Origin of the sequence: Curtobacterium sp. PhB130 (assembly GCF_003755165.1) — a bacterium.
In the GTDB taxonomy this organism is placed as follows: domain Bacteria; phylum Actinomycetota; class Actinomycetes; order Actinomycetales; family Microbacteriaceae; genus Curtobacterium.
In genome coordinates, this window is sequence record NZ_RKII01000007.1 from 128,320 (window position 1) to 151,709 (window position 23,390).

Annotated in this window: 21 protein-coding genes; 16 read left to right on the plus strand and 5 right to left on the minus strand. The window is 72.1% G+C overall.

What is annotated here, in order from left to right:
- Window positions 1-33: 33 nt before the first annotated feature.
- The 3 genes from rimK to pgi all read left to right on the plus strand — a co-directional run bounded on the left by rimK (window position 34) and on the right by pgi (window position 4,139).
- The gene (gene rimK, locus EDF24_RS06475; protein WP_123655851.1) at window positions 34-1,224 is read left to right on the plus strand and encodes a 30S ribosomal protein S6--L-glutamate ligase; all 1,191 of its coding nucleotides are present in this window, start codon (window positions 34-36) and stop codon (window positions 1,222-1,224) included.
- A 17-nt stretch (window positions 1,225-1,241) separates the two neighbouring features.
- Complete coding sequence (locus EDF24_RS06480) at window positions 1,242-2,249, plus strand: nitronate monooxygenase (protein WP_260233371.1); 1,008 nt, start codon at window positions 1,242-1,244, stop codon at window positions 2,247-2,249.
- Between the two features lie 171 nt (window positions 2,250-2,420).
- Entirely contained in the window at window positions 2,421-4,139 is a 1,719-nt protein-coding gene (gene pgi, locus EDF24_RS06485; RefSeq protein ID WP_260233372.1) for a glucose-6-phosphate isomerase, read from the plus strand.
- Window positions 4,140-4,219: 80 nt separating this feature from the next.
- Here the strand turns inward: pgi and EDF24_RS06490 are convergent, their stop codons facing one another.
- Window positions 4,220-5,131, minus strand: a complete 912-nt coding sequence (locus EDF24_RS06490) for a LysM domain-containing protein (RefSeq protein ID WP_243698263.1) — start codon at window positions 5,129-5,131, stop codon at window positions 4,220-4,222.
- A gap of 193 nt (window positions 5,132-5,324) precedes the next feature.
- Between EDF24_RS06490 and EDF24_RS06495 the strand changes: the two genes are divergently transcribed.
- From EDF24_RS06495 to EDF24_RS06520, 6 genes are all read left to right on the plus strand, one after another.
- Window positions 5,325-6,398: a 3-oxoacyl-ACP synthase III gene (locus tag EDF24_RS06495; protein WP_123656018.1), complete on the plus strand. Its 1,074-nt coding sequence runs from the start codon at window positions 5,325-5,327 to the stop codon at window positions 6,396-6,398.
- Complete coding sequence (locus EDF24_RS06500) at window positions 6,395-9,100, plus strand: alpha/beta fold hydrolase (protein WP_260233373.1); 2,706 nt, start codon at window positions 6,395-6,397, stop codon at window positions 9,098-9,100. The genes EDF24_RS06495 and EDF24_RS06500 overlap by 4 nt, the downstream gene beginning before the upstream one ends.
- A 5-nt stretch (window positions 9,101-9,105) precedes the next feature.
- Complete coding sequence (locus EDF24_RS06505) at window positions 9,106-10,068, plus strand: NAD-dependent epimerase/dehydratase family protein (protein WP_123702573.1); 963 nt, start codon at window positions 9,106-9,108, stop codon at window positions 10,066-10,068.
- A 35-nt stretch (window positions 10,069-10,103) separates the two neighbouring features.
- Window positions 10,104-10,985 carry an NmrA family NAD(P)-binding protein gene (locus EDF24_RS06510; protein ID WP_123701669.1) on the plus strand — a complete coding sequence of 294 codons (882 nt, stop codon included), beginning with the start codon at window positions 10,104-10,106 and terminating at the stop codon, window positions 10,983-10,985.
- Between the two features lie 261 nt (window positions 10,986-11,246).
- Window positions 11,247-11,714, plus strand: a complete 468-nt coding sequence (locus EDF24_RS06515) for a hypothetical protein (RefSeq protein ID WP_123655848.1) — start codon at window positions 11,247-11,249, stop codon at window positions 11,712-11,714.
- Window positions 11,715-11,840: 126 nt separating this feature from the next.
- A complete protein-coding gene (locus EDF24_RS06520; RefSeq protein ID WP_123655847.1) occupies window positions 11,841-13,298 on the plus strand; it encodes a sugar porter family MFS transporter in 1,458 nt (485 codons plus the stop codon).
- 69 nt (window positions 13,299-13,367) lie between these two features.
- Here the strand turns inward: EDF24_RS06520 and EDF24_RS06525 are convergent, their stop codons facing one another.
- Genes EDF24_RS06525 through EDF24_RS06540 form a run of 4 tightly spaced genes read right to left on the minus strand, consistent with a single transcriptional unit; the run spans window position 13,368 to window position 16,084 of the window.
- Window positions 13,368-14,342 carry a zinc-binding dehydrogenase gene (locus EDF24_RS06525; protein ID WP_165931430.1) on the minus strand — a complete coding sequence of 325 codons (975 nt, stop codon included), beginning with the start codon at window positions 14,340-14,342 and terminating at the stop codon, window positions 13,368-13,370.
- 27 nt (window positions 14,343-14,369) lie between these two features.
- Entirely contained in the window at window positions 14,370-14,792 is a 423-nt protein-coding gene (locus EDF24_RS06530) for an organic hydroperoxide resistance protein (RefSeq protein ID WP_123701673.1), read from the minus strand.
- Window positions 14,793-14,822: 30 nt separating this feature from the next.
- Window positions 14,823-15,284, minus strand: a complete 462-nt coding sequence (locus tag EDF24_RS06535) for a MarR family winged helix-turn-helix transcriptional regulator (protein WP_185017450.1) — start codon at window positions 15,282-15,284, stop codon at window positions 14,823-14,825.
- Window positions 15,285-15,334: 50 nt separating this feature from the next.
- Window positions 15,335-16,084: an alpha/beta fold hydrolase gene (locus tag EDF24_RS06540; protein ID WP_123701675.1), complete on the minus strand. Its 750-nt coding sequence runs from the start codon at window positions 16,082-16,084 to the stop codon at window positions 15,335-15,337.
- Between the two features lie 40 nt (window positions 16,085-16,124).
- On the opposite strand from EDF24_RS06540, the gene EDF24_RS06545 reads away from it, so the two are divergent.
- The 7 genes from EDF24_RS06545 to EDF24_RS06575 all read left to right on the plus strand — a co-directional run bounded on the left by EDF24_RS06545 (window position 16,125) and on the right by EDF24_RS06575 (window position 23,316).
- Window positions 16,125-17,387 carry an MFS transporter gene (locus tag EDF24_RS06545; protein WP_123655843.1) on the plus strand — a complete coding sequence of 421 codons (1,263 nt, stop codon included), beginning with the start codon at window positions 16,125-16,127 and terminating at the stop codon, window positions 17,385-17,387.
- Between the two features lie 89 nt (window positions 17,388-17,476).
- Window positions 17,477-18,457 (plus strand): mevalonate kinase, encoded by a 981-nt coding sequence (mvk, locus tag EDF24_RS06550; protein WP_123701677.1) that lies wholly within the window; start codon window positions 17,477-17,479, stop codon window positions 18,455-18,457.
- On the plus strand, window positions 18,454-19,527 hold the full coding sequence (gene mvaD, locus EDF24_RS06555) for a diphosphomevalonate decarboxylase (protein ID WP_123701679.1): 1,074 nt from the start codon (window positions 18,454-18,456) through the stop codon (window positions 19,525-19,527). Before mvk ends, mvaD begins: the two co-directional genes overlap by 4 nt.
- The gene (locus tag EDF24_RS06560) at window positions 19,524-20,603 is read left to right on the plus strand and encodes a phosphomevalonate kinase (protein ID WP_123655840.1); all 1,080 of its coding nucleotides are present in this window, start codon (window positions 19,524-19,526) and stop codon (window positions 20,601-20,603) included. The genes mvaD and EDF24_RS06560 overlap by 4 nt, the downstream gene beginning before the upstream one ends.
- 10 nt (window positions 20,604-20,613) lie before the next feature.
- Window positions 20,614-21,681, plus strand: a complete 1,068-nt coding sequence (locus EDF24_RS06565) for a hydroxymethylglutaryl-CoA reductase (protein ID WP_123655839.1) — start codon at window positions 20,614-20,616, stop codon at window positions 21,679-21,681.
- A complete protein-coding gene (locus tag EDF24_RS06570; RefSeq protein WP_123701681.1) occupies window positions 21,678-22,841 on the plus strand; it encodes a hydroxymethylglutaryl-CoA synthase in 1,164 nt (387 codons plus the stop codon). Before EDF24_RS06565 ends, EDF24_RS06570 begins: the two co-directional genes overlap by 4 nt.
- A gap of 79 nt (window positions 22,842-22,920) precedes the next feature.
- On the plus strand, window positions 22,921-23,316 hold the full coding sequence (locus tag EDF24_RS06575; RefSeq protein WP_123701682.1) for an ATP-dependent DNA ligase: 396 nt from the start codon (window positions 22,921-22,923) through the stop codon (window positions 23,314-23,316).
- Window positions 23,317-23,390 lie beyond the last annotated feature (74 nt).

Below are 23,390 nucleotides of genomic sequence, written 5' to 3' on the forward strand. Positions count from 1 at the left end.
ATGGAGCGTCCCCGACCCCCGCGGAGCTCACCGATGAAACTCGCCATCCTGTCGCGCGCCCCGCAGGCGTACTCCACGCAGCGGCTCCGGGCCGCCGCGCTCGACCGCGGCCACGACGTGAAGGTCCTGAACACGCTGCGGTTCGCGATCGACCTCACCGGGGACGCGCCCGACCTGCAGTACCGCGGCAAGCTGCTCTCCGACTACGACGCGATCCTGCCGCGCATCGGGAACTCGATCACCTACTACGGCACCGCGGTGGTCCGGCAGTTCGAGCAGATGGACGTCTACACGCCGAACACCGCGAACGGCATCACGAACTCGCGCGACAAGCTCCGGGCGAACCAGATCCTGTCCCGCCACGACATCGGCATGCCGGCGACGACGTTCGTGGCCGGCCGCGCTGACGTCCGCGGTGCGATCGAGCGGGTCGGCGGCGCACCTGTCGTCATCAAGCTCCTCGAGGGCACCCAGGGCATCGGCGTGATCCTCGCACCCGAGGCGAAGGTCGCCGAGTCGATCGTGGAGACCCTGCACTCCACGAAGCAGAACGTCCTCATCCAGGCCTTCATCTCGGAGAGCCGCGGCAAGGACATCCGCGCGCTCGTCGTCGGCGACCGGGTCGTCGCGGCGATGCGCCGGAGCGCCAGCGGCGACGAGTTCCGCTCGAACGTGCACCGCGGCGGCACGGTGGAGCAGGTCACGCTGACGCCCGAGTACGAAGAGGCGGCGGTCCGTTCGGCGCAGATCATGGGCCTCCGGGTGGCCGGCGTGGACATGCTCGAGGGCAACGACGGTCCGCTCGTGATGGAGGTCAACTCCTCCCCGGGGCTCGAGGGCATCGAGCGTGCGACGGGCCTCGACATCGCCGGCGCGATCATCGACTTCATCGCGAACCAGGTCGCGTTCCCGGAGATCGACGTCCGGCAACGCCTGTCCGTCTCGACGGGCTACGGGGTCGCCGAGCTCCTCGTGCACACCAACGCGGACCTCGTCGGCAAGACGATCAAGGAGTCCGGCCTCTGGGACCGCGACATCACGGTCCTCACGCTGCACCGCGGCGCCGACGTCATCCCGAACCCCCGCAGCGGGGTCGCGCTCGAGCCGGGGGACCGTCTGCTCTGCTTCGGCAAGCTCGAGGAGATGCGCTCGATGATCCCGGAGCGCCGGAAGCGCCGCGCGAAGCTCCGGAAGCTCCCGAAGGAGCCGCTGCCCGAGCAGTGACGGTGCAGGATCGAGGGGTGAGCCAGCTCCCCGAACCCCTCCGCCAGAGCCGCCCCGTCCACGTCGCGCCGATGGCGGGCGGCCCGACGACGCCCACCCTGGTGATCGCCGCCGCCCGGTTCGGGGCCTTCGCGCAGCTCGCCGCGGGGTACCGGAGCGCCGAGGAGCTCGCCGCGGAGATCGCCGAGGTCCGGACGCGCACCGACCGCTTCGGCGTCAACCTGTTCGCGCCGAACCCGGTGCCGATCAGCGACGCCGACTACGACGCCTACCGCTCGGTGCTCGAGGCCGAGGGACCCGCGCTCCCGGACAAGCGCGAGGACGACGACGCGTGGGGCGACAAGGTCGCGCTGCTCCTCGACGACCCGGTCGCGGTGGTGTCGTTCACGTTCGGGCTCCCGGACGCAGCGCTCGTCGCCGAGTTCCGGAAGCGCGGCACCGTCACGATGCAGTCGGTCACCACCCCGGCAGAGGCGGCCGCCGCAGCGGAACGGGGCATCGACGTGCTCGTCGTGCAGGGCGAGGCGGCCGGCGGCCACTCCGCCGTGCTCGACCCCGCCGCAGCTCCGCTCTGGCAACCCCTGCCCGAGCTCGTCCGCGACGTCCGGTCGGCGACCACGCTGCCCGTGATCGCGGCCGGCGGGATCGCCGGCGCGGACGACGTCGAGGCCGTCCGGCTCGCGGGAGCCGACGCCGCCATGATCGGCACGCTGGTGCTCCGGACCGTCGAGGCCGGGACCGGAGCGACGCACCGCGCGGCGCTCGCCGACCCGGTCTTCGACCGCACCGCTCTGACCCGCGCGTTCACCGGGCGCCCGGCACGTGCGCTCGTCAACCGCTTCGTCCGCGACCACGACGACGCACCGCTCGGCTACCCGGCACTCCACCACCTGACGAAGCCGATCCGGACCGCGGCGGCGGCCGCTGGTGATGCGCAGTCGTTGCACCTGTGGGCTGGTCGGTCCTGGCGGGCGGCGGCGGCGGACGCTCCCCTCGCGGACGTCCTGGAGGCCCTGCTCACGTGAGCCGACCGGCTCACCCGAGCCGAGCCTCCCGTCCACAGCCCTGCCTCCTCAACAGGTCTGGTCGCCCTGTGCGCGCGCTCCCTCCGAGCGCACTACGCTCGGATGCGGCCCGCGTCGCAGCGTTGCGGAGGTCCGCGGACCAGTTCAGCTCAGGCGTTCAGGAGGACCGAAGTGACCGAAACCGCACCCGTCGACCCCACATCGACCGAGGGTTGGAAGCAGCTCGCCGGCATCGCCGACGGCTTCTCCCCTGACCTCCGCGGATGGTTCGACGCCGACCCCGAGCGGGCCGCGAAGTACACGTTCCAGGCGGGCGACCTCACCGTCGACCTGTCGAAGGGCCTCGTGACCGAGGAGATCCTCGCGGCGCTCCTCAAGGTCGCCGAGGACACCGGCGTCGCCGAGCGCTACCAGGCGATGATCTCCGGCGAGCACGTCAACCCGACCGAGGACCGCGCGGTCCTCCACACCGCGCTCCGTCGTCCGAAGGGCGGCGACCTCACCCCGGCCGCGCCGTTCGTGGTCGACGGCCAGGACGTCGACGCCGACGTGCACGCCACGCTCGACAAGGTCTACGCGTTCGCGGACAAGGTCCGTTCGGGCGAGTGGAAGGGCGTCACCGGCAAGCGCATCGAGACCGTCGTGAACATCGGCATCGGTGGCTCGGACCTCGGCCCGGTCATGGTCTACGAAGCCCTCAAGCCGTACGTGCAGGCCGGCATCGAAGCCCGCTTCGTGTCGAACATCGACCCGACGGACATCTACGAGAAGACCGTGGACCTCGACCCCGAGACCACGCTGTTCATCGTCGCGTCGAAGACCTTCGGCACGCTGGAGACCCTGACGAACGCCCGCCTGGCGCGCCAGTGGCTCTGGGAGAAGCTCGGCCTGACCGACGCCGGCGACGACGAGAAGAACGACGCCGTCGCGAAGCACTTCGTCGCCGTCTCGACCGCGCTCGACAAGGTCGCCGCGTTCGGCATCGACCCGGAGAACGCGTTCGGGTTCTGGGACTGGGTGGGCGGCCGCTACTCGGTCGACTCCGCGATCGGCACCTCGGTCATCATCGCCATCGGCAAGGACAACTGGCAGGACTTCCTCGCCGGCTTCCACACCATCGACGAGCACATGCGCACCACCCCGCTCGCGCAGAACGTCCCCGTCCTGATGGGGCTGTTCAACGTCTGGTACTCGAACTTCCTCGGTGCGCAGAGCCATGCGGTCCTGCCGTACACGCAGTACCTGCACCGCTTCGCCGCGTACCTGCAGCAGCTCACCATGGAGTCGAACGGCAAGCGCGTCCGCTGGGACGGCTCGCCCGTCACGACGGACACCGGTGAGGTCTTCTGGGGCGAGCCCGGCACGAACGGCCAGCACGCGTTCTACCAGCTCATCCACCAGGGCACCCGCCTGATCCCGGCCGACTTCATCGCGGTCGCGAACCCGGCCCGTCCGCTCAAGGACGAGACCGGCGACGGCAAGGCGGTCGAGCCCGGCCAGGACGTCCACAACCTGTTCCTCGCGAACTTCTTCGCGCAGACCAAGGCGCTGGCGTTCGGCAAGACCGCTGACGAGGTCCGTGCGGAGGGCACCACCGACGAGGCGATCGTCGCGGCGCGCACCTTCACGGGCAACAAGCCGTCGACGTCGATCCTGGCGCCGGCGCTCACCCCGAGCGTCGTCGGGCAGCTCATCGCGCTGTACGAGCACATCGTCTTCACCGAGGGCACCATCTGGGGCATCGACTCGTTCGACCAGTGGGGTGTGGAGCTCGGCAAGCAGCTCGCGCTGCAGATCGCTCCGGCGGTCGACGGTGACCGGGACGTGCTCGAGTCGCAGGACTCGTCCACGAAGGCGCTCATCGCGAAGTACCTCGAGCTGCGCAAGTAGCGCGACGCATCGCGGAACCGACAGTGCCCGGCCGGGAAACGGCCGGGCACTGTCCCGTTCCGGGAGCACACCGGGCGGCGTCAGCGCCGCACGGGGTCCAGGTTGAGCGTGGTGCCCTCGTAGAGGTACTGCAGGTTGCCGTACACGCGCATCGACGGGTTCAGCCAGATCAGCGTCTCGACCGAGATCCCGAAGCGGGCCGCGACGTCGGCGATGAGGTCGTCCGGCGCCACGACGTACGACCCCGGCGCACCAGCGGTCGTCTTCGCGGACACCGAGCCGGTCGCGTTCGCGGCGGCACCGTGGTCGACCGGGTGCACGTTCGTGGTGCGGGCGGGCACCGACCACCGCACCGGGTTCACCGCGAGGACCTTGCCGTTCCCGATCTCGACCGGCAGCGACGGGTCGTCCCCGGTCGCCGACGAGTAGGTCACCAGGGCGCCGAGCCACGAGGGGTCGTACCCGGCGTCGTCGATCGGGACGGACACGGCAGCGGGCGCGGCCGTCGTCGGTCCGCCGAGCTGGTCATCGCCGATGCCGAGGTACGTCAGGCCGTCCCCGACCTGCGGGGCCTTCTCGAGGAACGTGGCGGACACCGGCACGGGCAGCGTCGAGGTGAAGCCGGAGTACTCCACGACGAACCGGTCGTTCTTGCCGGCGACGACGCGGTAGTGGAAGTGGATGCTGCCCTTCGGCGACGCGACGTCACCCTGGGCGACGACGGTCCCCGCCGGGATCGTCGTGATCGTGGGGGCGGGCAGGGACGCCTGCGTGGGTTCGGCGGTCGGTGGCCGGGGCGACGCGGACTCCTGCAGCAGCTCGGCCTCGCTCTGGCCGGCGGGGGTCGCCGAGGCGGTCGGGGTCGGAGAGGCGCTGACGCTCGGGGTCCGGGACGGGGCGGGGACGCCGCCGTCGTCTCCACGCAACAACGAGCACCCGGTGAGCCCGACGGCCACCACCGCCACCAGGCCGACAACGATCCCTCTGTGCACGATTCCCCCTCCGTCCGGGATCGTAGCCGACGGTTCGTCACGCTCGGATCGCCGTGACCAGACTGTGTCCGATGGCCCATCGAGGGCGCGTGGACCGACCGCCCGAGGGTGTGCGAGACATCCGTCCCCCGCCACACAGCGCATCCGGATCGCGCATCCAGCGCGAATGCGGAAGTATGTATCGGTGACGATCATGACGGAACGGCCGGTCGACCAGGCGACGAGCAGCGAACCGGAGCGCCCCGGCAACGCGACGGCCAGGCACGACAACGTCGCACTGCTCTCGGTGGCGACCACCGTGGCGGAGCGTGTGACGACCTCTGCGGACATCGAGGAGAAGCTCCGCGGCGTCCTCCGACGCCTGCGTCTGCCCATGGGTCTCCTCGAGCGCGTGGCGGGCGTCAAGGAACGCCGGAACTGGGGCGAGGGGCAGTCCTTCCAGGACGCCGCCATCGATGCCGGACGCCGGGCGATGGCCGAAGCGGGCATCAAGCCCGAGGACGTCGGCCTCCTCATCAACACGTCGGTGACCCGTCCGCACCTCGAGCCCTCGGTGGCCGTGCGGCTGCACCACGGGCTCGGGCTGCCGTCCTCCGCGATCAACTTCGACATCGCGAACGCGTGCCTCGGGTTCGTCAACGCGATGAGCGTCGCCGCGGGGATGATCGACTCCGGTCAGATCAAGTACGCCCTCGTCGTCGACGGTGAGGACGCCGACCAGGTGCAGCTCAACACGATCGAGCGCCTGAACCAGGGCGGCCGGAACCGCAAGGACTTCATGAGCGAGTTCGCGAGCCTGACGCTCGGTTCCGGCGCTGCCGCGGCCGTGCTCGGCCCGGCGGACATGCACCCGGGTGGACACCGGATCGTCGGCGGCGTCACCCGCGCGGCGACCCAGTGGTACGACCTGTGCGTCGGCAGCGTGGACGGCATGTTCACGGATGCCAAGATGCTGCTCAAGGGCGGCATGGAGCTCGTCGTCGCCGCCTGGAACGAAGCCCGCTCGCACTTCGACTGGGCCGACATGGACCGCTACGTCCTGCACCAGGTCTCCGACGTGCACACGAACGCCTTCGTCGAGGCGATCGGTGTCCCGCGCGACAAGGTCCCGACCACGTACCAGCGCTTCGGCAACGTCGGTCCGGCGTCGATCCCGATCACCCTTGCGGACGAGGTCGCCCGCGGCGCGATCCGCCCCGGCGACCGGGTGTTCCTCGGGGGCGTCGGCTCCGGCATCAACACGGCGATGATGGAACTCCGCTGGTGACAGCCGGGCTGCCCCGCGTCGCCGCGAGCACTGCTCCGGCGACGCAGCCGCCCTCGCTGCCCGGACTCGACCCCGCGTGGTCGCGTCTGGTCACGGTGCCAGCTGATCTACCGGGAGGCTCGGATCACCACGAGCGCACCTGGCACCTCCTCGACACGGCCGGGTCCCTGGCCGCGCTCGGCGTCGAACCGGTCGGCACGCTGCTGTGCGTGCACGGCAACCCGACGTGGTCGTACCTGTGGCGGTCGGTGCTCCGCACCTCGCTCGAGGTCGCGGCCGCCGGCGGTCCCGCCTGGCGCGTGATCGCGGTCGACCAGCTCGACATGGGCTTCTCGGAGCGCACCGGCCTCCAGCGGGGGCTGCCGCAGCGCGTCGCGGACCTCGGCGCCCTGACCGACGAACTCGGGCTCACCGGACCCGTCGTCACCCTCGGGCACGACTGGGGCGGTGTGGTGTCCCTGGGCTGGGCCGTGGACCACCCGGAACTGGTCGTCGGCGTCGCGACGTGCAACACCGCCGTGCACCAGCCCGACGACGCCCCCATCCCGGCACCGCTCCGGCTCGCCCTCCGCCCGGGCATGCTCGGCCGCGCGACCGTCGTCACCCCGGCGTTCCTCGAGACGACCCTGGCCATCGCGCACCCGAAGCTCGACCGCCCCGTGGCCGACGCCTTCCGTGCGCCGTACCGGGGTGCTGCCCGTCGCGGCGGCATCGGCGGCTTCGTGGCGGACATCCCCGTGGACGCCGCGCACGCCAGCGCGCCCGAACTCGACCGGATCTCCACCGGCGTCGCGGCGCTCGACGTCCCGGCGCTCCTGCTCTGGGGCCCGCGCGACCCGGTGTTCCTCGAGCGGTACCTCGACGACCTCACCGAACGGCTCCCGCAGGCGGACGTGCACCGCTTCGAGGGCGCCGGTCACCTGCTGCCGGAGGACGCCGACGTCGCCGGGACCGTGTTCGACTGGCTGGGCGACCGCCTGCCGGACGGCCACGCGCGCGTCGGTGTCGAGCCGAGCCTCCCGTCGGTCTCCGGAGGCAAGGACGACGCGAGCCGCCCGCTCTGGGCCGCACTCGACGAGCTGCGCGACTCCGACGAGCCCGCGCTCGTCGAGATGGCGGCCCCTGGTGGGACCCGCACGATCAGCTGGCGGCTGCTCGCCCGGCGGATCGACGAGGTCGCTGCCGGACTGGTCGACATCGGTGTGCGGCACGGCGACCGCGTCTCGTTGCTCGTCACCCCGGGTGCGGACCTGACCGCGGCGCTCTACGCCTGCGTGCGGATCGGCGCGACCGTCGTCGTGGCGGATGCGGGACTCGGGCTCCGCGGCCTGACGCGCGCCGTGAAGGGTGCCCGGCCGGACTGGATCATCGGCGCGCTGCCGGGCCTCGCCGCGGCGCGCGCACTCGGGTGGCCCGGTCGTCGGATCGCGACCCTCGCGCTGCCCGCACCCGCTCGTGCGGCGCTCCGTGTCGAGCACACGCTCGCGTCGGTGGCCCGTCGGGGTGCACGGCGACTGGCGGCCGGAGCCGTGCTGCCGGTTGCGCCGTCGTCGGACAGCCCGGCAGCCGTCCTCTTCACGTCCGGCTCCACCGGGCCGGCGAAGGGCGTCGTGTACACGCACGGCCAGCTCGGCGCGGTCCGCGACGTGCTCTCGGCGCAGTACGACGTCGGCATCGGGACCGGCCTCGTGGCCGGGTTCGCACCGTTCGCGCTGCTCGGACCGGCGCTCGGCGCGCGATCCGTCGCGCCGGACATGGACGTGACCGCCCCGCGGACCCTCACGGCCCGTGCGGTCGCCGCGTCGGTCTCGGCCGCCGATGCCACGGTCGTGTTCCTCTCGCCGGCCGCGCTGGCGAACGTCGTCGCGACCGCCGGTGACCTGACGGCCGCGGACCGGGCGGCCCTGTCGCGGGTGCGCCTGTTCCTGTCCGCGGGGGCGCCGGTCTCGGCCGCGCTGCTGACCGCCGCCACCGACCTGATGCCGAACGCGAGCGCGCACACGCCCTACGGGATGACCGAGGGCCTGCTCATGACGGACGTCGACCTGGACGGGATCCGCGCGGCCGTTTCCGCTTCCGATGCCGCCGGCGGTGTCTGCGTCGGTCGCCCCGCCGCCTCCGTGCAGGTCCGGATCGCGCCGCTCGACGCGGCCGGCCGGCCGACGGGCGCGCTCACGGACGACCCGGACGTCACCGGCGAGATCGTCGTCGCCGCACCGCACGTCCGAGACCGGTACGACCGGCTCTGGCGGACGAGCCGGGCTTCGCGCCTCGGACTCGACGACCCGCGCGGGCACCGCACCGGGGACGTGGGGCACCTCGACACCTCGGGGCAGCTCTGGGTCGAGGGCCGTCTGCAGCACGTGATCACCACGCCGTCCGGTGTGCTCACCCCGGTCGGCCCGGAGCAGCGTGTCGAGCAGCTGCGGGACGTCGGTCGTGTCGGCGTCGCCGGCATCGGTCCGGTCGGCACCCAGCAGGTCGTGGTGGTCGCCGAGACCGTCCCGCCCGTGCGCCGTCCCGGACTCGCGCCCACCGCGCTCGCGGCCGCGGTCCGTGCCGCAGCGGGGGTGCCCGTCGCCGCGGTGCTCGTCGTGCCCGTGCTGCCCACCGACATCCGGCACAACTCCAAGGTCGACCGTGCCCGGCTGTCACGGTGGGCGTCGTCGGTGCTCGGCGGCGGACGGATGACCCGCCCGTGAGTGGTCTGCGCGTGCTCGTCACCGGTGCCAGCGGGTTCCTCGGCCGCGCCGTGGCCGCTGCCGTGCGGGACGCCGGGCATGATGTCCGGACGTTCCAGCGCCGGCCGTCCGGCGTGCCAGGGGTCACCGACGTGCTCGGGACCATGACGGACGCCGCTGCCGTGCGTTCCGCGGTCGACGGTGTCGAGGCCGTCGTGCACCTCGCGGCGAAGGTGTCGCTCGCGGGGGACCCCGCCGACTTCGTCCGCGTGAACGTCGACGGGACGCGGTCCCTGGTCGCTGCGGCCCGCGACGCCGGGGTGTCCCGGTTCGTGTTCGTGTCGTCGCCGTCCGTGGCGCACACCGGCTCGTCGATCGCCGGTGCCGGCGCATCACCCGCGTCACCCGACGGGGCTCGCGGCGACTACGCCCGCACCAAGGCCGCCGCCGAGCTGCTGGCGCTCGACGCCGACGCCCCGGGCTTCGCGGTCGTCGCCGTCCGGCCGCACCTGGTGTGGGGACCCGGGGACACGCAGCTCGTCGGGCGGATCGTCGACCGTGCCCGTCGTGGTCGTCTCCCGCTGCTCGACTCGGGCGCCGCGCTGATCGACTCCTGCTACGTGGACAATGCCGCGTCCGCCATGGTCGCCGCACTCGCGCACGCTGCCGACGACGGGGTGCACGGGAACGCCTACGTGGTCACGAACGGCGAGCCCCGGCCGGTCGCCGACCTGCTCGACGGGATCTGCCGGGCGTCCGGGGTGCCGACGCCGCGGTGGCACGTCCCGGCCGGGGTGGCACGGACGGCGGGGTCCCTCGTCGAGGCCGTGTGGCGGGTGCGCCCGGGTGCCGACGAGCCGCCGATGACCCGGTTCCTGGCCGAGCAGCTGTCCACCTCGCACTGGTTCGACCAGCGCCGGACCCGCCGCGACCTGCAGTGGGCGCCGTCCGTCTCCATCGACGAGGGCCTGCGCCGCCTGGCCGGCTGAGGGACGCGCCGCCGCCCGTCCGTACGCTCGGGTGCATGACCACAACCGTCCTCGTCGCCGGCGCCACCGGTGACCTCGGGAGCCGCATCGTCTCCGCCCTGCTCGATCACGACGTCCACGTGCGCGCACTCACCAGGGGCAGCAGCAGCGCCGACCTGGACGACCGGGTCGAGGTGGTCACCGCGGCGTACGACGACCCGGAAGCGCTCCGACGGGCCCTCGACGGCGTCGAGGTCGTCGTCTCCGCGGTCAGTGGCACCCGCGGGGTGATCGTCGACGCGCAGCGGGCGCTCCTCGCCGCCGCGGTCGACGCCGGCGTGCAGCGCTTCGTCCCGTCGGACTACGCCGCCGACTACCGGTCGATCACCCCGGGCTCGAACCGCAACTTCGAGCTCCGCCGCGAGTTCGCCGCCGATCTCGACGCGGCACCGATCCGTGCGACCTCGGTGCTGAACGGCGCGTTCACGGACATGCTCACGGGGCAGGCGCCGATGATCCTGTTCGACCGGCAGCGTGTGCTGTTCTGGTCGTCGGCCGACCAGGTGCTCGACTTCACGACGAAGGACGACGTCGCACGGGTGACGGCCCTGGTGGCGCTCGACCCCGCGGCGCCGCGCGTCGTCGAGGTCGCGGGGGACCGCGTCACCGCCCGGAGCGTCGCGGACACGATGTCCCGGCTGACCGGGAAGCCGTTCCGGCTGCAGTGGGCGGGGACCGCCGGGACGCTCTCGGCGATGGCCAGGGTCGGGCGCCGCCTGTCGAAGGAGACCGACGAGCCGTTCCCGGCGTGGCAGGGGATGCAGTACTTCGTGAGCATGTTCAGCGGCGAGGCCGAGCTGCACCACGTGGACAACGACCGGTACGGCCCGCACGCGTGGACCACGGTCGAGGACGTGCTCGCCGCCCACGTGGCCTGACCCGGGGCGAGCCCCGAGCCCGCGCCCGAGACGCCGCCGAGCACCCGAGACGCCTCCGAGTTCCCGAGACGTTTCCGAGTTCCCGAGACGCCTCCGAGTTCGCGAGACGCCTCCGAGTTCCCGAGACGCCGCCCAGTTCGGCGGCGTCTCGACGGGAGAGCGGCGTCTCGGGAACTGGGCGGCGCCACACCCGCCCCGCCGGCCCGCCCCCGGCGAGGCCCCGGGACCGGCAGCGTCGGCCGTCGGCGGTACCGTCGTCCCATGGACAGGTCCGAGATCCTCGCAGCCGCCGCGGCCGCGCACGCCGCCCGCATCGCCGCCGCCGGCGGTGACGACACCGCCGCACGGGATCGTGCGGATGCCGCAGCGTCGGCCCCGCAGGACCACAGCCGCGTGGACGAGTCGGAGCGCGCTGCCGAGCGCACCGAGGGCGCGCTGTCCGACTGGCACCGGATGGGCACGCGCCGCGGGGTCTCCCCGGACGAGCAGGTCCGTGCGGCGTGGTCGGTCGCGGGTGTTCCCGATCGTGGTGCGGGCCGTGCGCTGGCGAACGTCCTGCTGTCGACGGCTGGGCACGCCGGCCGCGTGGCCGATGCCGCCCGCCGCAACCAGGCGCTGAGCGGTGCCGCCCGGACGGCCGCGCGTCGTACGGTCCGCCGGTACACCGACCACGGTGCCGAGATGTCGTCGCTCGGGGACGTTCTGGGGGAGCAGCAGTCTCGCGAGTGATCGCTGATCGGGACTTTTGTTGGACCGATCCATTACGTCTGACATGAGAATGTGTGGTTGACAGGACAAAGTGCGGCTACGATCGGACCAGCGATGACGCAAGATCTCTGACGAAGGAGTCACCCGATGGTCGACATCAAGCCGACATCCCCGAGTACGACGCTCCCCCCGCTCGGCACCGGCCCCTACCGCCGCCGTCTCGGCGTGCTCGCCCTGGTGGCCACGTTCGGCGGCCTGCTCTTCGGGTACGACACCGGCGTGATCAACGGCGCGCTCCTGCCCATGAAGCAGGAGCTCGGCCTGACGAACCTCACCGAGGGCATCGTCACCAGCTCGCTGCTGTTCGGGGCCGCGATCGGCGCGATGCTCGGCGGTCGCATCGCGGACGGCTGGGGTCGTCGCAAGACGATCATCGCGCTCGCCGTGGTCTTCTTCGTCGGCACCCTGACCTGCGTGTTCGCCCCGGTCTTCGGCGTGATGGTGGTCGGCCGCGTGCTCCTCGGCCTGGCGGTCGGTGGTGCATCGACCGTCGTGCCGGTGTTCCTCGCCGAACTCGCCCCCTACGAGATCCGCGGTTCACTGTCCGGGCGCAACGAGCTCATGATCGTCATCGGTCAGCTCGCGGCGTTCGTGGTGAACGCGTTCATCGGGACCATCTGGGGCGAGGGCAACGGCGTCTGGCGCGTCATGCTCGCCGTCTGCGCCCTGCCCGCGATCGCGCTGTTCGTCGGCATGCTCCGGGTGCCGGAATCGCCCCGGTGGCTCGCGTCGAAGGGCCGCAACGACGAGGCCCTCGCGGTGCTGCAGCAGGTCCGGTCGTCGGAGCGGGCGAGTGCCGAGCTCGACGACATCAAGCGGACGAACGAGTTCGAGGCGAACGTCCAGCGGCAGAGCGGCTGGCGCACCATGCTCGGCAACAAGTGGCTGATCCGCATCGTGCTCATCGGCGCCGGTCTCGGCGTCGCGCAGCAGCTCACCGGCATCAACTCGATCATGTACTACGGCCAGACGGTGCTCATCGAGTCCGGCTTCCAGGCCTCTGCAGCGCTCATCGCCAACATCGCACCCGGCGTCATCGCCGTCGTCGGTGGCGTGATCGCGATCACCAACATGGAGAAGATCAACCGGCGGACCACCCTGATCATCGGGTTCTCGCTGACGACGGTGTGCCACTTCCTGATCGGCATCGCTTCGATGGCACTGCCCGACGGCAACCCCGCACGCCCGTGGGTGATCCTGTTCCTGGTCGTCGCGTTCGTCGGCTCCATGCAGACGTTCCTCAACATCGCCGTGTGGGTGCTGCTCTCCGAGATCTTCCCGACCCAGATCCGTGCGCTCGGCATGGGCATCTCGGTGTTCTGCCTCTGGATCGCGAACGCGCTGCTCGGGCTGTTCTTCCCGACGATCGTCGCGGCGACGGGCATCACCGGCACCTTCTTCGGCTTCGCGGCCGTCGGTGTCCTGGCTCTGCTCTTCATCTGGAAGTTCGTCCCGGAGAGCCGTGGCCGCACGCTCGAGGACGTCGAAGAGGGCGTCACCACCGGCAACATCTTCACGGTCCCGCAGAAGAAGGCGCGTCGCTGACGCGCTGAGACGCAGACGGGAGGCCCGGTGCCAGCTGGCACCGGGCCTCCCGTCCGTCTTCTGGTCGCGCTACGGGCGCAACAGGACCTTGCCGACCCGGCCGGCGGTGTCCGAGGCGCGGACCGCGTCCTGGACGTCCTCGAACGCGAAGGTCTCGGCGACGGGGAGCGTCAGCGAGCCGTCGAGGACCCGCGTGATGAGCTCGCCGAACAGCTGCTGCTTCGTCTCGGACGGCATGGTCTTGGAGACCACGCTGCCCCAGAAGCCCTTCACGGTCAGCTGGCCGAAGATGACCTTGCCGGACGGGATCTCGAGCGTCGGTGAGGCCATCGCGCCGAAGACGACGAGCGTCGCGTTCTCGCCCAGGACGGACGCGATGTCGCCGGCGGCCTTCCCGCCGACGGACTCGACGCCGGCGACGATCGGGGCGCCACCGGTGATCGCGGTGACCTGGTCCTTCCAGTCCTCGGCGTCGGTGGCGACGATGCGCTCGATGCCCTGGCCGCGGAGCTCCTCGACACCGGCGGCGCGACGCACCAGGCCGATGACGTTGATCCCGCGGGCCGCGCCGAGCTGGGCGACCATGCGGCCGACGGCACCGTTCGCGGCGTTCTGGATGAGCCAGTCGCCCTCCTGCAGGTCGAGCGAGTGCAGCAGGCTGATCGCGCTGAACGGCATCGAGACGAGCTGGCTGGCGGCCTCGTCGGTCATCGCGTCCGGCACCGGGACCAGCCCGGCGGCGTTCGCGGTGTAGTACTCGGCCCAGACGCCGAAGGCGCCGCCGGCGACGCGCTGGCCGACCCGCAGGTTCGTGACGCCCTCACCGAGGGCCTCGACGACGCCGAGCGCCTCGGTGCCCGACGCGGCGGGCAGCTCCGGCTTGAAGCCGTACGTGCCGCGGACGGTCCAGAGGTCGTGGTTGTGGATGGGGGAGAGGACCGTGCGGACCAGGACCTCGCCGGCGCCGGGCGTGGGGACCGGGCGCTCCTCGACGTGCAGGACCTCGGCCGGCTCTGCGAAGGTGTCGTGGACGACGGCGCGCATGGTGGTGGGGGTGGTGTCGGTCATGGACTAGTCCTCCGAGACGGTGATCGTGACGTCGATGTTGCCGCGCGTCGCGTTCGAGTAGGGGCACACCTGGTGCGCGGCGTCTGCGAGCGCCTGGGCCTCGTCGTGCTCGATGCCGGGCAGGACGACCTCGAGCAGCACGGCGAGCTGGTAGCCGCCCTCACCGTTCGGGCCGATCTGGACGCGGCCGCCGACGGACGACTCGTCGATCTTGACCTTCTTCGCGCGGGCGACGCCCTGCAGTGCGGAGTGGAAGCACGCGGCGTACCCGGCGGCGAAGAGCTGCTCGGGGTTGGTGCCGTTGCCGGAGCCGCCCATCTCCTTCGGGATCGCGAGGTCGAGCTCGAACGATCCGGTGCTGGTGGCGACGCGGCCGTCGCGGCCGGCGCCGGTGGAGAGTGCCTCGGCGGTGTAGAGGACGTCCATGGTGTTCCTTCCTTCGTGGGGCTTCGTTGGTCAGCTGCGTGCTGCGGGGGTGCTGCCGGCTGGCTGCGCTGCTGCGTGCATCGTCTCGGTCAGACGCTGCAGGGTCGCGATGAGTTCTGCTGCCGCGTCGGCGTCGGGCAGACCGGTGCCGGCGGCGATCCGCGCGGGGATGTCCGCGAGCTCGGCGCGCAGGGAACGCCCGCGCTCGCCGATCGTCACGGTGACGACGCGCTCGTCGGTGCTGCGGCGCTCACGGCGGACCAGGTCGGACTGCTCCATGCGGCGGAGCAGGGGCGACAGGGTGCCGGAGTCGAGCTGCAGGTGGTCGCCGAGGCCGGAGACGGTCTGGTCGCCCTCGACCCAGAGGGTCACGAGGACGAGGTACTGCGGGTACGTCAGCCCCCACGGCTCGAGCATCGTGCGGTACGCCTGGGTGGTGGCGCGGGTCGCCGCGTAGAGGGAGAAGCACACCATCTCGTCGGTCACCGGCATGCCTCAAGCATCGCACGCAACTCAGTTGTGCACAACCGATCGCGGCGGTGTCAGCGCGCGCGGGCGACCGTCTCCTCGACGAGGGCGGCGCAGGCAGCGGCCTCGTCCGCGACGAGCATGTGGCCGGTGTCCGGGACGACAACCAGTCGCGCTCCCGGGATCGCCTCCGCGATCGCGCGGGTGTGCTCGGGCCGGATGACGTCACGCGCCCCCACGGCGACGAGCACCGGCGCGGAGATCCTGGCGACGTCGTCGGTCGTCATCCGGGGCTCTGTGAGCCACAGCTCGATCGTCTTCGCCGCCACGGTCCGGAAGTACGCCCGGTCGTGCGGTGCGATCGTGGCCCAGTCGTCCCCGATCGCCGCGTCGAGGTCGTCCACGGTCACGGTGCCCTCGACGTACCCGGACGGGTCGAGGTTGCCCGAGAAGGCGGTGACCGAGGCGACGAGCGCCGGGTGCCTGACCGCGAGCAGGAGCGCGGTGTTCGCGCCGTCGCTGTGCCCGACGACGTGGACGGGTGCACCGATGCGGTCGGTGATGAGCGTGGCGGCCTCGGCGACCATGTCGTCGAACCCGAGCGGGGCGTCGGTGTCGGGTGTCCGGCCGTGGCCTCGCCGGTCGTACGTCCAGACCTCGAGCGTCTCGGGGAGCGCCGCGGCGAGGTCGTCGAACACCCGGCCGTCGGACACCCCGCCGTGCAGGAGCACGACGCGCGGCGCGTCGGGCACCGCGGCGGCCCGGCGGCGGTGGAACACGGGGACGCCGTCGACGTCGTGGACGCCGGACTCGAACGAACGCATCCGGCCAGCCTAGGTGTCCGGCAGTTGGTACCGTTCTGGAATGACCGCCGACGCCCCCGTCGCCGTCGCTCCCCGCCGGTTCGCGGCGCTCCGCGACCGGCACTCCCGCCCGTACCTCTTCAGCGCCGGGCTGTCGATGATGGGCGACAACATCGAGCACGTCATCACCTACTGGGTGCTCTGGCAGGAGTTCCACTCGCCGGCCCTGGTCGGCTTCGAGGTCATCAGCCACTGGCTGCCGTTCCTGCTGCTGTCCGTGTGGTTCGGCGGGCTCGCGGAGAAGTACGACTGCCGCCGGCTCATCCAGATCGCGCAGGGCCTGTTCATGCTCGTCTCGGTCTGCTGGGGCGTGCTGTTCCTCACCGGCACCCTGCAGGTGTGGGAAGCGTGCGTGCTCCTCGTCCTGCACGGCTGCGCCGGCGCGCTCTGGGCCCCGGCGGAGCAGCTGCTCCTGCACGACTACGCGGAGCCGGCGGAGCTGCCCGGCGCCGTGCGGATGAACGCCACGTTCCGGAGCCTCGGGGTGCTGGCCGGGCCGGTCGTCGGGTCGGCGCTGCTGCTCGGCCTCGGGTCGACGTGGGGGATCTTCGCGAACGTGCTCTTCTACCTGCCGATGACGTTCCTGATGCTCCGGACGCCGTACACCGGCCACACCCGGAGCGGCTACGTCCACAGGGCGCGACTGACGATCGTCGACGGCTTCCGCACGCTCCGCGACGTCGGGAACGACCGGGTGCTCGTCGCGATGATCGTCCTCGCCGGGCTCGTCGCACTCTGCGTCGGCGGGTCCCTGCAGGTGTCGATCCCGTCGTTCGCAGACGCCCTCGGCGCGGGCAGCGCCGGCCTCGGGTACGGGGTGCTCCTCTTCGCCAACGGTGCCGGCGGGGTCCTCGGCGGCTTCCTCCTCGAGGCCACCGGTGCCCTGAAGCCGAACACCCGCGTGGTGATCGTGACGACGATGCTCTTCGGCGCGACCACCGCGGCCGTCGCCCTCACCGGCAGCTTCGCCGTCGCGGTGATCGTGCTGTTCCTCGGCGGGGTCGCGAACATGGCGAGCACCTCGATCGGCCAGGCCGTGGTGCAGCTCCGCGCCCCCGTCGAACAGCGCGGCCGGGTCGTCGGCGTCTACAACATGTTCGGCAGCGGGCTCCGCACCGGCAACGGCGTGACCCTGGCCCTGCTCGGTGCCGCGCTCGGCGTCGGGACCGCCGTCTGGATCGGCGGCGCGGCGCTCGTGCTCGGCGCGCTCGTCGTCGCGGTGGTCATCGCCACGGCCGACCGGCGACGGAAGCGCCTCGGCTGAGCGGGACGGAAGCGCCTCGGGCGAGCAGGTCCGGAAGCGTCTCGGCTGAGCGGGTCCGCAGCGAGCCGGTTAGGCTGGCCTCACCAACGATGACCAGCAACCACCCAGCCACGGCACGATCAGCGACCAACCGAGTCGGTACCTCGTCGTCCCACGGCAAGACGATCTTGATCGGCGAGCACGCCGTGGTGTACGGCGCACCCGCGCTCGTGCTGCCGGTGAACGACGTCCGCGTCACCGCGACGGTCACCCCGATCAGCGCATCTGGGCACGGTCACCGCCTCGAGTCCACGGTGCACACCGGCCCCCTCGACCTCGCCCCCGCCGCCGTGATGCCGACGGTCACGGCCGTCACCGCGACGCTCCGGCACCTCGGCTCCACCGACCAGCACTTCCACGTCCGTGTCGACAGCGACGTCCCCACCGCCAGGGGAATGGGCTCGAGCGCCGCGGTCGCCGCCGCCGTCACTGCTGCGGTCGCCGACGCCCTCGGCGTCACGCTCGACGTCGAGACCCACCACGAGCTCATCCAGGAGTGCGAGCGCGTCGCGCACGGCCGCCCGTCCGGACTCGACGCACGCGGGGTCGTCGCCGACGTCCCGGTCTGGTTCGAGGGCGGCCGCATCGAGCCCGTCGAGCTCACCGGCGAGTTCGTCTTCGTCGTCGCCGACACCGGCGTCCCCGGGCACACGCGCGAAGCCGTGGCCGCCGTCCGCGAGCACCACGACCGCGACCCGGAGAACGTCGACGCGGTCGTCGCGCAGATCGGCGCCCTGGCCAGGCGGGCCCGGGGGACACTCGTCGACGGCGACGCCCAGGCACTCGGTGCCACGATGGACGCCGCGCACGAACTGCTCATCTCCCTCGACGTGTCGAGTGACGACCTCGACCGGCTCGTCGGCGCCGCACGCAGCGCGGACGCCCTGGGCGCGAAGCTCACCGGCGGTGGTCGGGGCGGTTGTGTCCTCGCACTCGCCGCCGACGGCGAGCACGCGGAACGCATCGCCGTCGCACTGCGCGACGCCGGTGCCACCGCCACCTGGACCACTCGGATCGGAGACCGCGCTTGAGCACAGCCACCGCCGTCGCGCACCCCAACATCGCGCTCGTGAAGTACTGGGGCAAGGCGGACGCCGACCTCGCGCTGCCCGCGACGGGCAGCGTCTCGATGGGCCTCGACGTCTTCCCGACGACCACCTCCGTGACGCTGGTCGACGGCCGGGAGGCGCGGGATGCGTTCGTCCTGAACGGTCACGTCGTCGAGGACGGTGCGCTCACCCGCGTCGAACGGTTCCTCGACATCGTCCGGCGGCTGGCAGGGTCCGATGCGCGTGCGCGCGTGGAGTCGACGAACACGGTGCCGACAGGTGCCGGCCTGGCGTCCAGCGCGTCGGGCTTCGCGGCGCTGGCCACCGCCGCGGCCGCGGCCTACGGGCTCGACCTGTCCGAGCGTGACCTCAGCCGGCTCGCGCGGCGCGGTTCGGGGTCGGCCACGCGGTCCATCCCCGGCGGGGTGTCGGTGTGGCACGCCGGCGACGACCACGGCTCCTACGCCGAGACGATCCCGGCGCCGCCGATGGCCATGGTCGTCGTGACGATCAACGACGGCCCGAAGGCGATCGGCTCCCGCGAGGCGATGCGCCGCACCATCGCGACCTCGCCCTTCTACCCGGCGTGGGTGTCCTCCACGACCGAGACCGTCGGCGACATGCTCGTCGCCTGCGCCGCCGGGGACTTCACGCGCATCGGCGAACTCACCGAGAGCAACGCGCTCCGGATGCACGCCACGATCGAGGGCGCGTTCCCGCCGATCCGCTACCTGACCGCCCGGAGCGTGGCGGTGTTCGACGCCGTCGCGGAACTCCGCGCCGCCGGGCTCGAGGCGTACGCGACCGCCGACGCCGGGCCGAACGTCGTCGTCCTCACGAAGCCCGAAGACCGCAGCGCCGCGGCCACCGCGCTCGCGCACCTGGGCGACGTCATCGAGTCCGGCACCGGACCAGCCGCCCGCGTGATCCGCTCCGAAGGCGAGCAGGCGAGAGCGAGCACCAGCACGGACACCGGACCAGCCGCGCGCGTGATCCGCTCCGAAGGAACGGGGGAGCACCAGCACCCCGACCAGAAGGAGTCCGCCGAGTGATCGAGTTCCGTGCCCACGGCAAATTGTTCGTCGCGGGGGAGTACGCCGTCGTCGAACCGGGGCAGCCGTCCGTGATCATCGCGCTCGACCGCGCCATCACGGCCCGCGTCGCCGAGGGCCACGGTGCCGGCAGCGTGCACTCCGAGGAGTACGGGCACCTGCCGCTGACGTGGACCCGCGCGGAGGACGGCCTGGCCCTCGACCGCGAGCACCACCCGTACGACTACGTGATGGCGACGATCGACCTCGTCGAGAAGCTCCGCGCCGAGCTCGGCATCGAGCCGCGGTTCCACGACCTCCGGATCTCCAGCCAGCTCGACGACGCCAGCGGGCGGAAGTTCGGGCTCGGCTCCTCCGCCGCCGTCACGGTCGCCACCGTCGGGGCGCTCGACCGCTTCTACGGGCTCGGCCTCTCGCAGCGCCAGCGCTTCCAGGTGGCGCTCCTCGCGACGATCCGGGTGAACCCCCGGGCGTCCGGCGGGGACCTCGCGGCGAGCACCTTCGGCGGCTGGCTGCGGTACAGCGCGCCGGACCGCGAGCACCTCGCGGCGCAGCTCGACGACCGCACCGTGTCGGACGTCCTGCACGACGCGGCCGCGTGGGAGGGATTCGACGTCCAGCGACTCCCGGCGCCGGAGCACCTGCGCCTGCTCGTCGGCTGGACCGGTTCGCCGGCGTCCACCACGAAGCTCGTGGGCGTGGTGCGGCGGCACCGCAACGGCGGGTACGCGACGTTCCTCGACGACAGCCGGGCCTGCGTCGACGACCTGACCACGGGCCTCCAGACCGGCGACACCGAACGCACCCTGGACGCCCTGCGGCGCGCCCGCGGGCTGATGCAGCGTCTCGGTGACTCCGTCGGGTCGGTCATCGAGACCGAACGGCTCACCACCCTGTGCGACGTCGTCGAGCGCGCCGGCGGGGCGGCGAAGCCGTCGGGCGCCGGTGGCGGCGACTGCGGCATCGCGCTCGTCCCCGCGGAGAGCGACTCCGCCGGGATCCTCCGCGAGTGGGAGGCACACGACATCCGGCACCTCACCATCGCCGTGCAACCCCCGGAAGGCCCCATCGAATGAGCACTGCGAAATGAACGACAAGACGATCACGCAGACCCCGATCCCGACCCGGTGGGTCGGTCCGCTCCGGGTCAGCGGCAACGCGGTCGAGGGCGAGCACGAAGTCCCGCTCGCCACGTACGAATCGCCGCTGTGGCCATCCGTCGGCCGCGGTGCCCGCATCTCGCGCATGGTCGAGGGCGGCATCGTCGCGACGGTGGTCGACGAGCGGATGACCCGGTCGGTCGTCGTGCGGGCCTCGAGCGCTGCTGCTGCGCACATGGCCACGGGTCGGATCCTTGCGCGCCAGGCCGAGCTCGAGCAGGTCGTCGTCGGGCAGAGCCGGTTCGCCAAGCTCATCGAGGTGCACCCGGAGATCGTCGGGGACCTGCTGTTCCTGCGCTTCGCGTTCACCACGGGCGACGCCTCGGGCCACAACATGGTGACGCAGGCCGCTGACACGCTGTTGCCGACGATCCTGGCGTGGGAGCCGGAGCTGTCCTACGTGTCGATCTCCGGGAACTTCTGCTCCGACAAGAAGGCCACCGCGGTGAACGGCATCCGTGGCCGCGGGCGGAACACCATCGCCGAGATCGTCCTGCCCGGCATGGTCGTCGAGCGGTTCCTCAAGTCCTCGACCGAGCGCATCGTCGACCTGAACACCGCGAAGAACCTGGTCGGGTCCACGATCGCCGGGGCACTCCGCTCGGCGAACGCGCACTACGCGAACATGCTCCTCGGCTTCTACCTGGCCACCGGGCAGGACGCCGCGAACATCGTCGAGGGCTCGCAGGGCATCACGTTCGCCGAAGCCCGTGGCGACGACCTGTACTTCTCGTGCTCGCTGCCGCACCTCATCGTCGGCACGGTCGGCAACGGCAAGGGCAACGACCTGCCCGTCGTCGAGGACGCCCTGGTGCGTCTCGGCTGCCGTGAGGACCGCGAGCCCGGCGCGAACGCCCGTCGACTGGCGGCACTCTGCGCCGCGACGGTCCTCTGCGGTGAGCTGTCCCTGCTCGCCGCGCAGACGAACCCCGGCGAGCTGATGGCGGCACACGTCGCCATGGAGCGCGGCGGCAAGAAGGGCGACGCAGCATGACCGGCATCGGCATCCACGACATCGCGGTCGCGACCGGGCACCACGTGCTCGAGCTCGACGACCTCGCGGTGCAGCTCGGGGTGGACCCGGCGAAGTACCACGTCGGCATCGGGCAGGACGCCTTCAGCGTGCCCGCTCCTGACGAGGACATCGTCACGATGGGCGCCGCAGCGGCGAAGCAGGTCGTGGACCGGCACGGCGTCGAGGGCATCCGCACGGTGCTCTTCGCGACCGAGTCGGGCATCGACCAGTCCAAGGCCGCCGGCGTCTTCGTGCACGGGCTCCTCGGGCTCCCGCAGAACGTCCGCACGGTCGAGCTGAAGCAGGCCTGCTACGGCGGGACGGCCGCGCTCCAGCTCGCACTCGGCATCGTCGCGCGCGATCCCCGGGAGCGCGTGCTCGTCATCGCCGCCGACGTCGCCCGCTACGACGTCGACACCGCCGCCGAGCCGACGCAGGGCGCCGGCGCGGTCGCGATCCTGGTGAGCGCCGATCCCGACCTCATCGAGATCGAGCCGGTCGCCGGGCTCTTCACCGCCGACGTCGACGACTTCTGGCGGCCGAACGACCGCTCCACCGCGCTCGTCGACGGACGCCTGTCCGTGAGCGCCTACGTGGACGCGTTCCTCGGCGCGTGGGACGACCTCGCGGCGCGGGGCGGTCCCGCGTACGCGGACATCGACCGTTTCGTGCACCACCAGCCCTTCACGAAGATGGCGCTCAAGGCGCACCGGAAGCTCACCCAGCACGTCGGTGCGGAGTTCGACGAGACCGAGCTCGTGACCGGCTTCACCTACAACCGCCAGGTCGGCAACACGTACACGGCGTCGCTCTGGATCGCCCTCGCGGCCCTCCTCGACCTCGACGACGACCTGGCCGGGGCGCGCATCGGGATGTTCAGCTACGGCTCGGGCAGCGTCGGTGAGCTCATCACCGGCGTCGTGCGGGACGACTACCGGAACCACCGTCGGGACGGTGCCGTCCGCGCCGACCTCGACGCGCGCGTCCCGCTGACCGTGGCGGAGTACCGGGAGCTGCACGCGGCCGGTGCGGCGACGAGTGAGGACACCGAGCGCCCGCGCGTCACGGCGGCCCCGTTCCGGTTCGCCGGCGTGCTCGGCGGCGCACGGCACTACGAGCCGACCTCCCCGACGGCGTGACGCGCGGGGCGGTCGTGCCCCGCGCCTCCCGTCCGGTGTGGTCGCGGTCCGCACGCGGCCGGACGGAGTAGACAGACGCATGGGCCAGCTCATCTACGCCGGGGAGGCACTCGACCTCCACATCGACGACCGCGCCCTGACGCACCTGCAGGTCGTCATCGTGAACATGCTCCGTCGCGACCACCGTTTCCTGTTCTCGTGGAAGGACGACGCGACGCACGGAGACGGCCGGAGCAGCGTCTGGCTGCACCCGAACGCCAGCCTGCACTTCAAGTTCGCCGGCGGCCGGATCCCCTCGATCAACCGGTCGTGGCTCGACCAGCTGTACGCCTCGGCGGCCTCGGGATCGGGTCTCGTCCTGACGCCGGAGCCGCCGGACACCAGCGTCGGCGAGGACTCCCCGTGGTCGCGTGCGGTCACTCCGGGCGCGAACACGAACGCCGCCAACGCGAACGCCGCGAACGCGAATACATAGCACGGCGTAGTACCTCGGTCAACGGGTACCGGGAGGGTGTGCACTTCCCGTACATTGTCCAGAGACCGTTCGGC

Bases quoted from the DNA above. Each gene is read 5' to 3' on its own strand.
- rimK (WP_123655851.1), top strand. From the start codon at position 34: ATGAAACTCGCCATCCTGTCGCGCGCCCCGCAGGCGTACTCCACGCAG.
- EDF24_RS06495 (WP_123656018.1), top strand. From the start codon at position 5,325: ATGACGGAACGGCCGGTCGACCAGGCGACGAGCAGCGAACCGGAGCGC.
- EDF24_RS06510 (WP_123701669.1), top strand. From the start codon at position 10,104: ATGACCACAACCGTCCTCGTCGCCGGCGCCACCGGTGACCTCGGGAGC.
- EDF24_RS06515 (WP_123655848.1), top strand. From the start codon at position 11,247: ATGGACAGGTCCGAGATCCTCGCAGCCGCCGCGGCCGCGCACGCCGCC.
- EDF24_RS06520 (WP_123655847.1), top strand. From the start codon at position 11,841: ATGGTCGACATCAAGCCGACATCCCCGAGTACGACGCTCCCCCCGCTC.
- EDF24_RS06525 (WP_165931430.1), bottom strand. From the start codon at position 14,342: ATGCGCGCCGTCGTCCACGACACCTTCGCAGAGCCGGCCGAGGTCCTG.
- EDF24_RS06530 (WP_123701673.1), bottom strand. From the start codon at position 14,792: ATGGACGTCCTCTACACCGCCGAGGCACTCTCCACCGGCGCCGGCCGC.
- EDF24_RS06535 (WP_185017450.1), bottom strand. From the start codon at position 15,284: ATGCCGGTGACCGACGAGATGGTGTGCTTCTCCCTCTACGCGGCGACC.
- EDF24_RS06540 (WP_123701675.1), bottom strand. From the start codon at position 16,084: ATGCGTTCGTTCGAGTCCGGCGTCCACGACGTCGACGGCGTCCCCGTG.
- EDF24_RS06545 (WP_123655843.1), top strand. From the start codon at position 16,125: ATGACCGCCGACGCCCCCGTCGCCGTCGCTCCCCGCCGGTTCGCGGCG.
- mvk (WP_123701677.1), top strand. From the start codon at position 17,477: ATGACCAGCAACCACCCAGCCACGGCACGATCAGCGACCAACCGAGTC.
- EDF24_RS06565 (WP_123655839.1), top strand. From the start codon at position 20,614: ATGAACGACAAGACGATCACGCAGACCCCGATCCCGACCCGGTGGGTC.
- EDF24_RS06570 (WP_123701681.1), top strand. From the start codon at position 21,678: ATGACCGGCATCGGCATCCACGACATCGCGGTCGCGACCGGGCACCAC.
- EDF24_RS06575 (WP_123701682.1), top strand. From the start codon at position 22,921: ATGGGCCAGCTCATCTACGCCGGGGAGGCACTCGACCTCCACATCGAC.